This is a genomic window from Streptosporangium album (assembly GCF_014203795.1).
GTDB classification, from domain to species: Bacteria; Actinomycetota; Actinomycetes; order Streptosporangiales; family Streptosporangiaceae; genus Streptosporangium; species Streptosporangium album.
Window position 1 is genome coordinate 1 of sequence record NZ_JACHJU010000010.1, and the last position, 14,463, is coordinate 14,463.

The 14,463-nt window shown below is 73.3% G+C and carries 2 protein-coding genes; both read left to right on the forward strand.

Going from position 1 to position 14,463, the window contains the following annotated elements; all coding sequences use genetic code 11:
- Positions 1-18 precede the first annotated feature (18 nt).
- A complete protein-coding gene (locus tag FHR32_RS42430) occupies positions 19-7,173 on the forward strand; it encodes a type I polyketide synthase (RefSeq protein ID WP_312882959.1) in 7,155 nt (2,384 codons plus the stop codon).
- Entirely contained in the window at positions 7,173-14,267 is a 7,095-nt protein-coding gene (locus FHR32_RS42435) for a type I polyketide synthase (RefSeq protein WP_184760230.1), read from the forward strand. The genes FHR32_RS42430 and FHR32_RS42435 overlap by 1 nt, the downstream gene beginning before the upstream one ends.
- Positions 14,268-14,463: the final 196 nt, after the last annotated feature.

The following is a 14,463-nucleotide window of genomic DNA, read 5'->3' on the forward strand; positions in this document are numbered from 1 at the left end:
TCCGGTGGATTCGGGCGGGTGCCCTTCTCGTGGTCGGGAGTCTCCCTCCACGCCACCGGAGCCTCGAACCTCCGGATGCGGCTCTCGCCGGCGGGCCAGGACGGTGTCTCGGTCGAGGTGGCCGACACGACGGGCCGTCCGGTGGCGACGGTGGACAAGCTGGTCGCCAGGCCGGTGTCGGCCGACCAGATGGCGGGAGCCTCGGCCGGTCCGGAGCCGCTGTTCCGGGTGGAGTGGAGCCCGGCCGGCGCCGAGCCGGTGGCCTGGTCCGGAGAGGGCTGGGCGCTGGTGGGCGGCGGTGGCGTCGTCCTGCCCGGCGGGATGGCCGGGTACCCGGATCTGGCGTCGCTGACGGAGGCGATCGGCTCCGGCGCGGCCGTACCGGATGTCGTGGTCGTGGACGGCGGCCTGGCCCGCGGTCATGAGGGCGCGGCCGTCAGAGCGGCGACGGGTGACGCGCTGGCCATGGCGCAGCAGTGGCTCGCCGACGAGCGATTCGCGGCTTCCCACCTGGTGGTGGTGACGTCGGGAGCGGCGGGCGAGGGGGTGACCGATCTCGCGGGGGCGGCGGTGTGGGGGCTGCTCCGTTCGGCGCAGTCGGAGAACCCGGGCCGGTTCGTCCTGGTCGATGGGGACGGGGCCGGTGTCCCGGGAGAGCTGCTGGCGTCCGGGCTGGGAGTCGGGGAACCGGAGTTCGTCGTGCGCCGGGGCGAGATCCGGGTCCCCCGGCTGGTGCGGGTGGGGCCGGATCCGGCGGCCGGTCCGGTGTGGAGTTCGCGGGGTTCGGTGCTGGTGACCGGTGGCACGGGTGGTCTGGGCGCTCTGGTGGCGCGGCATCTGGTGGCCGGGCACGGGGTGCGGCGGCTGGTGCTGGCCAGTCGCCGGGGTCTGGACGCGCCGGGTGCGGTGGAGTTGCGTGCGGAGCTGGTCGGGCTGGGCGCGCGGGTGGAGGTCGTCGCGTGTGACGTGGCCGATCGGGAGGCGCTGGCCGGGCTGCTGGCGGGTGTCTCCGATCTGAGCGCCGTCGTCCACACGGCCGGTGTGCTGGATGACGGGGTGATCGCGTCGTTGACGCCGGAGCGGATGGACGTGGTGTTGCGGCCGAAGGTGGACGCGGCCTGGTATCTGCATGAGCTGACCTCGGGTCTGGGCCTGGACGCGTTCGTGTTGTTCTCCTCGGTGGCGGGGGTGCTCGGCGCGCCCGGGCAGGGCAACTACGCGGCGGCGAACGCGTTCCTGGACGCGCTGGCCGTCCATCGCAGGGCGCAGGGGCTGGCCGCGACCTCGCTGGCCTGGGGGCTGTGGGCCGGGCCGGGCATGGGCGGCGAACTGGCCGACGATGACCGGCGACGACTGTCTCGCGGCGGCGTGATCCCGCTGCCGGTGGCTGAGGGGCTGGCGCTGTTCGACGCCGCCACCGGCCTGAGCGACCCCGCACTCGTTCCGGCCAAGCTGGACGCGGCGGCACTGCGGACGCAGGGCGACTCCCTGCCCCCCATGCTGCGCGGGCTGGTGGGACGCACCGGCAGGCGCGCGGTCTCAGCGGGTCCGGAAGCCACCTCGTCACTCGGCGAGCAACTCGCGAGACTGCCCCAGGCCGAGCGCCATGACGCGGTCCTGCGGCTGGTGCGGGCCCACGTCGCCGGAGTCCTGGGGTACGGCTCACCGGACGCGATCGAACCGGGCAGGGCGTTCCAGGACCTAGGCTTCGACTCGCTGGCGTCGGTGGAACTCCGCAACGTGCTTGGCACCGCGACGGGACTGCGACTGCCGCCCACGCTGGTGTTCGACTACCCGAGCTCGGCCGCGCTCGCCGGTCACCTGCTGGCACAGGTCTCCGGCTCCGACGAGCCGGACCCGAGGGTCACCCCGATGGCCGCGCCCGTGGACGGCGAGCCGGTGGTGATCGTGGGCATGGGATGCCGGTATCCGGGCGGTGTGTCCTCACCGGAGGACCTGTGGCGGCTGGTCGACGCGGGCGTCGACGCGATCGCGGAGTTCCCCGAGAACCGCGGCTGGAACATCGGGCGGCTCTACGACCCGTCGGGAGAGCGACCGGACACCACCTACACCAGACAGGGCGGGTTCCTGCACGACGCGGCGGAGTTCGATCCCGCTTTCTTCGGCATCTCGCCGCGTGAGGCGCTGGTGATGGACCCGCAGCAGCGGCTGCTGCTGGAGACCTCCTGGGAGGCGCTGGAGCGGGCCGGGATCGACCCGGCGGCGTTGAAGGGCAGCTCCACGGGCGTGTTCGCCGGGGTGATGTACCACGACTACACCGGAAGCAGCAGCACCGGCGCGATCGTGTCGGGCCGGGTGTCCTACACCTTCGGTCTGGAGGGTCCGGCGGTGACGGTGGACACGGCGTGTTCGTCGTCGCTGGTGGCGCTGCACCTGGCGGCTCAGGCGCTGCGCCAGGGCGAGTGCTCGCTGGCGCTGGCCGGCGGCGTGACCGTGATGGCCACCCCCGAGACGCTGGTGGAGTTCAGCAGGCAGGGGGCGCTCTCCCGCGACGGCCGGTGCAAGTCGTTCGCGGCGGCGGCGGACGGCACGGGGTGGGCCGAGGGGGTGGGTGTGCTGGTGCTGGAGCGGCTGTCGGACGCGCGCCGCAACGGCCACCGGGTGCTGGCGGTGGTGCGCGGCAGCGCGATCAATCAGGACGGTGCGTCCAACGGCCTGACCGCCCCGAACGGCCCGTCGCAGCAGCGGGTGATCCGCAGTGCGCTGGCCGCCGCCGGGCTGGCCCCGGCGGAGGTGGACGTCGTCGAGGCGCACGGCACCGGTACGACGCTGGGCGACCCGATCGAGGCGCAGGCGGTGATCGCGACCTATGGGCAGGATCGGGAGCGGCCGCTCTGGCTGGGCTCGGTCAAGTCGAATCTCGGTCACACGCAGGCGGCGGCGGGTGTGGCCGGTGTGATCAAGATGGTGCAGGCGATGCGTCATTCGGTGTTGCCGAGGACGTTGCATGTGGATGAGCCGTCGGCGCAGGTGGACTGGTCGGCGGGGGATGTGCGGCTGCTGACCGAGGCGGTGGAGTGGCCGCAGATCGGCCGTCCGCGCCGGGCGGGGGTGTCGTCGTTCGGGATCAGCGGGACGAACGCGCATGTGATCATCGAGCAGGCGCCGGAGGAGGCCGAGCCCTCCCCGGCACGGCCGGCCTCCATACCGGTGGTGCCCTGGACGCTGTCCGCCCGGAGCAAGGAGGCGCTGCGGGCGCAGGCCGGGCGGTTGCTGGCGCACGTGAACGAGCTGCCCGAGCTGGACGTGCTGGATGTGGGCTTCTCGCTGGCGACGACGCGGTCGGTACTGGAGCAGCGCGCGGTGGTGGTCGGAGGCGATCGGGAAGAGCTGCTTGAGGGGCTGCGCGCACTGGCCGGTGGGAGCCAGGTGGCGCGGACCGCAGGGAAGACGGCGTTGCTGTTCACCGGGCAGGGCAGTCAGCGGGCCGGGATGGGCCGTGAGCTGCACGAGGCGTTTCCGGCCTTCGCCGAGGCGTTCGACGCGGTGTGTGCGGGTTTTGACGGGGTGCTGGAGCGTCCGCTGGCCGAGGTGGTGTTCGGGGACGCGCAGGCTCTGGATCGGACGGAGTACACCCAGTGCGCGTTGTTCGCGGTTGAGGTGGCGTTGTTCCGCCTGGTGGAGTCGTGGGGAGTCAAGCCGGACTTCCTGGCGGGTCATTCGATCGGTGAGCTGGCCGCCGCGCATGTGGCGGGGGTGTTCTCCTTGGAGGAGGGGTGCCGGTTGGTGGCGGCGCGGGGCCGGTTGATGCAGGCTCTGCCCGCCGGTGGGGCGATGGTCGCCATCGCCGCCACCGAGCAGGAGGTGCTTCCTTTCCTGGATGAGCGGGTCGGTGTCGCGGCGGTCAACGGTCCGGCGTCGGTGGTGGTCTCCGGTGAGGAGGAGGCGGTGCTGGCGGTGGCCGCCCGTTTCGAGCGGGTCAAGCGGCTGAACGTCTCGCACGCCTTCCACTCGCCGCTGATGGAGCCCATGTTGGCGGAGTTCGCGCTCGTGGCCGAGAGCGTCTCCTACGTGTCGCCGACGGTTCCGGTGGTCTCCAACGTCACCGGCCGGCCGGTGGAGGCCTTCTCCGCCGACTACTGGGTGCGTCACGTCCGTGAGGCGGTGCGGTTCTGCGACGGGGTGCGCTTCCTGGAGGCCGAAGGGGTGACCCGCTTCGTGGAACTCGGACCGGATGCGGTGCTGTCGGCCATGGGCGCCGAGTGCCTGGCCGACCCGGACGCCGCCGTGTCCGTGCCATTACTGCGCCGCGACCGCGCTGAGGTGCGGGAACTGCTGTCGGCGCTGGGCCGCGTCTACGCCCGCGGCGCCCAGGTGGACTGGCAGGCGTTCTTCGCCGGGTCCGGCGGACGCCGAGTGGACCTGCCCACCTACGCCTTCCAGCACAGCCGCTACTGGCTGGACGCGCCGGCCGTACGGGGCGACGTGACCGCGGCGGGCCTGGCGGAGGCGGACCATCCGCTGCTCGGCGCCGCGGTGAGGCTGCCCGGCTCCGACGGGGTGGTGGTGACAGGGCGCCTGTCGGTGGAGACCCACCCGTGGCTCGCCGACCACACCGTGCTGGACGCGGTGGTCGTGCCGGGGGCCGCGCTGCTGGAGCTGGCGATCTGGACGGGTGATCAGGTCGGCTGCGCCGCGGTGGAGGAGCTGACCATGGAGGCGCCGCTGGTGCTGCCGGAACGCGGCGGAGTCCAGGTCCAGGTCATGGTGGGCGGGCCGGACGAGGGTGGAGCTCGCCCGGTCGGGGTCTACTCACGGCTGGAGGGCGACGGATCGGAGGCGCTGTGCCTCGACGACGCGGCGTGGACGCGCCACGCCACCGGACTGCTTGTTCCCGCCGGCCAGCGGGAGGTGTTCGAGTCGGCTCAGTGGCCGCCCGCGGACGCGACGCCGCTCGCGACGGACGGCCTGTACGACGAGCTGGCCGAGGTCGGGCTGGTCTACGGCCCGCTCTTCCAGGGACTGCGGGCGGCGTGGCGGCGCGGGGACGAGGTGTTCGCCGACGTCGCGCTGCCGGAGGGCGCCGAGGTCGACCGCTTCGGCATCCATCCGGCACTGCTCGATGCCGCTCTGCACGGTACGGCCCTCCTGGGGGAGGGCGAGAGCGAGACGCGGCTGCCCTTCGCCTGGTCGGGCGTGTCGCTGCACGCGACGGGCGCCTCGGCGGTACGGGTGCGGATCACGCGGCTCGGCTCCGACCGGGTGGCCCTGGAGCTCGCCGACGCCGGCGGCATGCCGGTGGCGTCGGTCGCGTCGCTGGTGACACGGACGATCTCCCCTGGACAGCTCGGCGGGGGAAACCAGGAGTCGCTGTTCCGGGTGGAGTGGCGGCCGTTCACGGGCGGGGCCGCCGCGGCACCGGGCGGGTGTGCGCTGGTGGGCGGGGACGTGTTCGGACTGAGTGTGCTGCAGGAGGTCACCGGCGTGCATGCGGATCTGGGCGCCGTGGCGGCTGCCGCGACGGTGCCGGACGTGGTGGTGGTGTCGTGTGCTCCGGTGGGAGGTGAGGTGGCCGGTGCGGTGCGTTCGCTGACGCATCACGTGCTGGCGATGGTGCAGGAGTGGCTGGCTGAGGAGCGGTTCGCCGGGTCGCGGATGGTGGTGGTGACGTCGGGAGCGACGGGCGAGGGAGTGACCGATCTGGCGGGCGCGGCGGTCTGGGGATTGGTGCGTTCGGCGCAGGCGGAGAACCCGGGCCGGTTGACGCTGGTGGATCTGGATGAGGGGGGTCTGTCGCTGGAGAGCGTGCTGGCGGCGGTGGCTGCGGGTGAGCCGGAGCTGGCGGTGCGCGAGGGCGGGGTCGTGGTGCCTCGGCTGGTCAAGGTGGCCGGTGCGGGGGAGGCGTCGCCGTGGACGGGTACGGGCAGCGTGCTGGTGACCGGTGGCACGGGTGGTCTGGGCGCCCTGGTGGCGCGGCATCTGGTGGCCGGGCACGGGGTGCGGCGGCTGGTGCTGGCCAGTCGCCGGGGTCTGGACGCGCCGGGTGCGGTGGAGTTGCGCGCGGAGCTGGTCGGGCTGGGCGCGCGGGTGGAGGTCGTCGCGTGTGACGTGGCCGATCGGGAGGCGCTGGCCGGGCTGCTGGCGGGCGTCTCCGATCTGAGCGCCGTCGTCCACACGGCCGGTGTGCTGGATGACGGGGTGATCGCGTCGTTGACGCCGGAGCGGATGGACGTGGTGTTGCGGCCGAAGGTGGACGCGGCCTGGTATCTGCATGAGCTGACCTCGGGTCTGGGCCTGGACGCGTTCGTGTTGTTCTCCTCGGTGGCGGGGGTGCTCGGCGCGCCCGGGCAGGGCAACTACGCGGCGGCGAACGCGTTCCTGGACGCGCTGGCCGTCCATCGCAGGGCGCAGGGGCTGGCCGCGACCTCGCTGGCCTGGGGGCTGTGGGCCGGGCCGGGCATGGGCGGCGAACTGGCCGGAGACGATCAGCAGCGGGTCTCCCGGGGCGGGATCGTGGCGCTCTCGCAGCAGGAGGGCCTGGCGCTGTTCGACGCCGCCACCGGCCTGAGCGACCCCGCACTCGTTCCGGTGGGGCTGGACCTCCGGACACTCGGCACCCGCGGTGACGAGGTGCCCACGGTGTTGCGAGCCCTGGTCCGGGCTCCCGCCCGCCGCGCGACGGCCGAGGGGGCCACACTCGGACGGCAGCTCGCGGGTCTGTCCGAGTGGGAGCGCGGAGAGGTGCTGCTGGAACTGGTCCGCGCCCAGGCGGCATCGGTGCTGGAACACGCGGGGGCCGAAGCCATCGAGCCCGACCGGGCGTTCGGCGATTTCGGGTTCGACTCGCTGTCCGCCGTGGAGTTCCGCAACCGGCTCAACGCGGCGACCGGGCTGCGGCTGCCGTCCACACTGGTCTTCGACTACCCCAACTCGCGGTCGCTGGCCGACCACCTGGCGGCGGAACTCGGACCGCAGAACGACGGCCTCGCCTCCGGCGAGGAGGAGATCCGCCGGATCCTGTCGTCCATCCCGCTGGCACGCCTGCGCGATGCCGGACTGATGGACAGCCTGCTCGAACTCGCCGGCGCCCGTACCGGACAACCCGGCGACGACGAGCAGGAATCGATCGACGCGATGGACACCGAAAGGATGATCGATATGGCGCTCAACGGCTCAGCCGGCAGCGACGATGTGCAGGAGGTGTGGGGCTGATGGCCACTACGTCTACGTCCGACAGGAAGGTCGTCGAGGCTCTCCGCGCGGCGCTGAAGGAGACGGAGAGACTCCGCGAGCAGAACCGGAAGCTCTCCTCGGCGTTGAGGGAGCCCATCGCGATCGTCGGCATGGGCTGCCGTTACCCGGGCGGGGTGTCCTCGCCCGAGGAGCTGTGGCGGTTCGTGGCCGACGGCCGCGACGGTATCTCGGACTTCCCCGGAGACCGCGGCTGGGACGTCGAGCGCCTGTACGACCCGGACTCCGAGCGGGAGGGGACCTCCTACACCCGCAGGGGCGGGTTCCTGCACGACGCGGCGGAGTTCGACCCCGGTTTCTTCGGCATCTCGCCGCGCGAGGCGGAGGTGATGGACCCGCAGCAGCGGCTGCTGCTGGAGACCTCCTGGGAGGCGCTGGAGGACGCCGGGGTGGACCCGGCGGTGCTGAAAGGCAGCCCCACCGGCGTGTTCGCCGGCGTGATGTACCACGACTACCCCGACAGCCACGGCTCCGGGGCCATCGTCTCCGGCCGGGTGGCCTACGCGCTCGGCCTTGAGGGGCCGGCCGTCTCCGTGGACACCGCGTGCTCGTCGTCACTGGTGGCCCTGCATCTCGCGGTCACCGCGCTGCGCCAGGAGGAGTGCTCGCTCGCGCTGGCGGGTGGCGTGACGGTCATGGCCACCCCCGGCACCTTCGTGGAGTTCAGCCGCCAGCGGGGGCTGTCCCGCGACGGCCGATGCAGGGCGTTCGCCGAAGGGGCCGACGGCACCGGGTTCGCCGAAGGCGTGGGCGTGCTGGTGCTGGAGCGGCTGTCGGACGCGCGCCGCAACGGCCACCGGATCCTCGCCGTGGTGCGAGGCAGCGCGATCAACCAGGACGGCGCCTCCAACGGGATCACCGCGCCGAACGGCCCCTCCCAGCACCGGGTGATCCGCAGCGCGCTGGCCAACGCCCGGGTGGCGGCCGACCAGGTGGACGCGGTGGAAGCGCACGGTACGGCCACCACGCTGGGCGATCCGATCGAGGCGCAGGCGCTGATCGCCGCCTACGGGCAGAACCGGGAGCGGCCGCTCTGGCTGGGCTCCATCAAGTCGAACATCGGCCACACCCAGGCCGCCGCCGGCGTGGCAGGCGTGATCAAGATGGTCATGGCCATGCGTCACGGGATGCTGCCGAAGACGCTCCACGTGGACGAGCCGTCGGCCCAGGTCGACTGGTCGGCGGGGGCCGTCGAGCTGCTGACCGAGCCGGTGGAGTGGCCGCGCAACGGCCATCCGCGCCGGGCGGGGATCTCCTCGTTCGGGATCAGCGGCACCAACGCGCACGTGATCATCGAGCAGGCGCCGGAGACGGCCGAGCCGGTCCAGGTACGGCCGGCCTCCACGCCCGTGGTGCCCTGGACGCTGTCCGCCCGGAGCAAGGAGGCATTGACCGCCCAGGCCGAGCGGTTGCTGACCCACGTGAACGAGCGGCCCGAGCTGGACGTGCTGGATGTGGGATTCTCACTGGCGACCTCCCGGTCGGCGTTGAAGCACCGCGCGGTGGTGGTGGGTTCCAACCGGGAAGAGTTGCTGCACGGCCTGGCCGCGCTGGCGGCGGGCGGGCCTGCCGCGGGTGTGGTGCGGGACGTGGCGCGCACCGGAGGCAGGACGGCGTTGCTGTTCACCGGGCAGGGCAGTCAGCGGGCCGGGATGGGCCGTGAGCTGTGTGAGGCGTTCCCGGCCTTCGCCGAGGCGTTCGATGCGGTGTGTGCGGGTTTTGATGGATTGCTTGATCTGCCGTTGCGCAGGGTTGTCTTCGCCGAGGAGGGGTCGGCCGCCGCTGAGTTGCTGAACGAGACGGCCTACACCCAGTGCGCGTTGTTCGCGGTTGAGGTGGCGTTGTTCCGCCTGGTGGAGTCGTGGGGAGTCAAGCCGGACTTCCTGGCGGGTCATTCGATCGGTGAGCTGGCCGCCGCGCATGTGGCGGGGGTGTTCTCCTTGGAGGAGGGGTGCCGGTTGGTGGCGGCGCGGGGCCGGTTGATGCAGGCTCTGCCCGCCGGTGGGGCGATGGTCGCCATCGCCGCCACCGAGCAGGAGGTGCTTCCTTTCCTGGATGAGCGGGTCGGTGTCGCGGCGGTCAACGGTCCGGCGTCGGTGGTGGTCTCCGGTGAGGAGGAGGCGGTGCTGGCGGTGGCCGCCCGTTTCGAGCGGGTCAAGCGGCTGAACGTCTCGCACGCCTTCCACTCGCCGCTGATGGAGCCCATGTTGGCGGAGTTCGCGCTCGTGGCCGAGAGCGTCTCCTACGTGTCGCCGACGGTTCCGGTGGTCTCCAACGTCACCGGCCGGCCGGTGGAGGCCTTCTCCGCCGACTACTGGGTGCGTCACGTCCGTGAGGCGGTCCGCTTCGACGACGGGGTGCGCTTCCTGGCGGGCCAGGGAGTGACCCGGTTCATGGAGCTGGGGCCCGACGCGGTGCTCACCGGGATGGCCCAGGGAAGCCTGAACTCCGAGAAGGCGATCCTGGCCCCGGCGCTGCGCAGGAACAGGGGCGAGGTGGCCACGCTCACCTCGGCCGTGGGCCGGCTGCACGCCTCCGGGCTGCGGGTGGACTGGCCGGCCTTCTTCGGCGGGCGGGGCGCCCGCCGGGTCGACCTGCCCACCTACGCCTTCCAGCGCAAGCCGTACTGGAGAAACGACCTCGACGGCAGCACGACGGTCGTCGTGGAGCGGGCCGAGCCGGCGCGGCCGGCCGTTCCGGCCCCCGCCACCGGACCGGCGCCGGGGGTCGCGTTCCTGTTCTCGGGCCAGGGGCACCAGCGGGCCGGCATGGGCCGGGAGCTGTATGCGGCCTCCGAGGTCTTCGCCGGTGCGCTGGACGCCGTGTGCGCGCAGTTCGACCGGCGCCTGGACCGGCCGCTGCGGCAGGTGATGTTCGCCGAGGAGGGGTCGGCCGAGGCCGGGCTGCTGGACCAGACGGCGGTCGCGCAGGCGGCGATGTTCGCCGTCGAGGTGGCGCTGTTCCGGCTGATGGAGTCCTCGGGCGTGCGGCCCGAACTCCTGGTGGGGCACTCGATCGGCGAACTGGCCGCCGCGCACGTGGCGGGGGTCTTCTCGCTGAGGGACGCCTGCGTCCTGGTGGCGGCGCGGGGCAGGCTGCTGCAGGAGCTTCCGGGCCGCGGCGCGATGGTGGCGGTCAAGGCCACCGAGGACGAGGTACGGCCGTTGCTGACCGAGGGTGTCGGCATCGCCGAGGTCAACGGCCCCCGGTCGCTGGTGATCTCCGGCGACGAGGCGGCCGTGCTGGAGGTCGCCGGCCGCCTGGAACGGCAGGGCCGTACGACCCGGCGGCTCCGGGCGCGGCAGGCGTTCCAGTCGCCGCTGACGGAGCCGGTGCTGGCGGAGTTCCGGCAGGTGGCCGAGAGCGTGTCGTACGGCGCTCCCACGATCCCGGTGGTGTCGGGTGTGACCGGCCAGGTGGCCTCGGCCGAGGAGCTGGGGTCGGCGGACCACTGGGTGCGGCAGCTACGCGAGACCGTCCGGTTCGGGGACGGTGTCCGCCACGCGCTGGCCGAGGGGATGACCCGGTTCGTGGAGCTGGGGCCGGACGGCGTGCTGACCGGCATGGCGCGGGACTGCCTGGAAGGACAGCCGGACGGCGTGGTGTTCGTGCCGACGCTGAACGGAACACAGCCGGAGACCTACGCCCTGACGACGGCGCTGGCCCAGCTCCGCGTCAACGGCGTCGAGCTCGACCGGGGAAGTCTGGCGCCCGCGCGTCCGCAGCCGAAGGCCGCGGACAGCCCGTCCGACGTGGCCGCCGCCGGCCTGAGCGCGGCGCACCACCCGTTCTTCGCCGCGGTGACGGCACTGGCGGACTCCGACGGCGTGGTGCTGACCGGCAGGCTCTCGCTGGCGACCCACCCGTGGCTCGCCGACCACGTGGTGGGCGGTTCGGTCTTCTTCCCGGGGACCGGCTTCGTGGAGCTGGCCGTACGCGCCGGTGACCAGGTGGCGTGCGACCGGGTCGAGGAGCTGATGCTGGAGACGCCGCTGGTCCTGCCCGAGCGGGGCGCGGTCCAGCTCCAGGTCGTGGTCGGCGCGCCCGACGATTCGGGTGCGCGGCCGGTGAAGATGTACTCCCGCCCCGAGGACGGTGCGGGGGAGGAGGCGGCCTGGAACCGGCACGCGACCGGCGTGCTGGCCTCCGGGACGGGTGCGGAGACCTTCGCGCTGGCCGAGTGGCCCCCGCAGGGGGCGGCACCCGTCGAGCTGGACGGGCTGTACGACAACATGGCCGCGGCAGGGCTGGTCTACGGGCCGGCGTTCCAGGGGCTGCGGCGGGCCTGGCGCCGCGGCGGCGAGGTGTTCGCCGAGGTCGTCCTGCCCGCCGAGCAGAGCGGGGAGGCGACGAGGTTCGGGCTGCACCCGGCCGTGCTCGACGCGAGCCTGCACGCCCTGGCGCTCACCGGCCCCGACGGGCAGGGCGCCGACTCCGCGGCCGTGCCGTTCTCGTGGTCGGGCGTGTCGCTGCACGCCACGGGCGCCTCGGCGCTCCGGGTGCGGCTGTCGACCGCCCCGTCGGGCGAGGTGACCCTGCACGTGGCCGACGCCGCCGGCTCGCCCGTGGCGTCGGTCGACGCGCTGAAGCTGCTGCCCCTCTCCGCGGCGCGGACCGCGGCCGCCCAGGGCGCCAACCGGGACTGGCTGTTCCGGGTGGAGTGGACGCCCGTCGGCGCCGCGGCCGCCGCGCCGGTCTCCTACGCCGACTTCGACGCGCTGACCGGCGACGCGGACCGGCCCGTCCCCGAGGTGGTGCTGCTGCCCTGCGACGGGACCGGTGACGTCCGGGCGGCCACCCATCGGGCACTGGCGGCGTTGCGGTCCTGGTCGGACGCCGAGCGCTTCGGCTCCTCGACGCTGGTCGTGCTCACCCGGGGCGCGGTGGCCGTCGAGGCGGGCGTGGACGTGCCCGACCTGGCCGGCGCCGCAGTCTGGGGGCTGATCCGTTCGTCCCAGGCGGAGGGCGAGGACCGGGTCGTCCTCCTCGACGCCGACTCCGCGGACGTCTCGGGTGCGCTGCTGGCCGAAGTCGTGGCCTCCGGCGAGCCGCAGGTGGCCGTACGCGACGGTGTCGTCCACCGCGCACGGCTGGCACGGGTCCGCGGCGAGACGGGCGGCGGCGGGATGGCCGCCCTGGACGGGAACGGCACGGTCCTCCTCACCGGAGGCACCGGCGCCCTGGGGGGACTGGTCGCCCGCCACCTGGTGGCCGAGTACGGCGTGCGGCGCCTGCTGCTGACGAGCCGGCGAGGAGGTGAGGCGCCCGGCACGGCCGAACTCGTCGCCGACCTGGCCGGACTCGGCGCCGAGGTCCAGGTGGCCGCCTGCGACGTGGCGGACCGGGAGAGCGCGGCCGCGATGCTGGCGCGGATCCCGGCCGAACACCCGCTGACCGCCGTGGTGCACGCCGCCGGAGTGCTGGACGACGGCACGATCGCCTCTCTCACACCGGAGCGGATCGACGCGGTGCTCCGGCCCAAGGCCGACGCGGCGTGGAACCTGCACGAGCTGACCCGGGACCTGCCGCTGACGGCGTTCGTCCTGTTCTCCTCGGCTGCCGGGGTGCTCGGCGGCCCGGGGCAGGGCAACTACGCCGCGGCCAACACCTTCCTTGACGGCCTGGCCCTGCATCGGCGCGCGCAGGGGCTGCCCGGTCAGTCGCTGGCGTGGGGCCTGTGGGCCGGAGCCGGAGGCATGGGGTCGTCGGCCAGGCAGGGAATACCCGCGCTCTCCGCGGCCGAGGGGCTGGCCCTGCTGGACGCCGCCCTCGGCTCCGCCGAGCCTGTGCTGGTGCCGATGAAGCTGGAACGGCGGAGCCTGACCGGCGACGTGCCGCCCATGCTGCGCGGCCTGGTGACCGCGGGGCGGCGCAGCGCCGCCGGCCTCGTGGACCCGAAGGTGCTCCGGTCCCAGCTCGCCGGACTCCCTGACACCGGACGGCTCCAGGTGCTCCTGGACCTGGTGCGGGCCCACACGGCCACCGTGCTGGGGCATCCCGGCCCGGAGGCGGTCGACCCGGAGCAGGACTTCCTGGAGTCGGGGTTCGACTCGCTCACCGCCGTCGAACTGCGTAACAGCCTCAACGCGGCCACCGGCCTGCGGCTGGGCACGACCGTCGTCTTCGACAGCGCGAACCCGGCCACCCTGGCCGCGCAGCTCCAGACCGAGCTGGCCGTGGCCACCGAGGGAGGCGAAAGCGGCAGCGCCCCGGCGGTTTCCACCGGCGCGGAGTCCGACACCCTGGGCGCGCTGTTCGGGGAGGCGGTCCGCGGAGGCAAGGTCGAGGAGGGACAGGCACTGCTGGTCGCCGCGGCCAACATCCGGCCCGTGCTGACGGTCAACGAGATCCCCGCGCCGAGGAAGCTGGCCCAGGGACCGAAGCGACCCCGGCTGATCCTCTTCAGCACCCCCATGGCCATGGGCGGCGTCCACCAGCACGCCAAGTTCGCCGCCAACTGGCGGGGTGTGCGGAACGTCGCCGCGCTGCCGATCCCCGGATTCTCCCGGGGCGAGAGCCTGCCCAACTCCGTGGACGTGGTTCTCCATGTTTTCTCGGAGAGCGTCATCCAGGCGGCGGAAGGCGAGCCGTTCGTGCTCGTCGGCCATTCCTCGGGTGGAATTCTCGCCCACGCGACGGCCGCGCATCTCGAAAGCAGGGGCGAGCGGCCGGCGGGTGTCGTGCTGCTGGACACCTACCCGCCCGAGCACGAGATCGCCATGGAGGCCGTCGTCGGTCAGATGGCGGTCAACCTGCTCGACAGGGAGGCGTCGTTCGGCCGCTTCGACAGCGCGCGGTTGTCCGCCATGGGCCGCTACATCGGCATGATCCACGACTTCACGCTGGATCCCATCGCGGCGCCGATCCTGCTCGTCAGGCCCGACCAGTGGCTCGACGGCGGCAACGAGGACACGGTGTCCGGGATAGGCGAGTGGCGGACCAGCTGGGAAACCGCCCACACCGTCGTGGACGTGCCGGGCAACCATTTCTCGATCGTCGAGGACGAGGCGGCGACGACGGCTGAAGCCATGGAGAAGTGGCTCCGCGTGATTTAACGGAATTCCCGGCGGGAGAACCGGGCGCGACAGGAGGGAATTCCCGGTAGGACACCGGGCCGCCGGACACGGAAAAGCAGCCGCTGGACACAGCGGCTGCTTTTCCGTGTCCGGCCCCCCGCCGAAGGCCGCTCCGCACCCCCGGCCCGGCCCCCGGTCAGGTGCCGAGCCCTGGCCGCACCACGCTCCGCACGGC

What these genes read in the sequence shown, in the direction of transcription:
- FHR32_RS42435 (WP_184760230.1), top strand. Translation starts at nt 7,173, where the DNA reads ATGGCCACTACGTCTACGTCCGACAGGAAGGTCGTCGAGGCTCTCCGC.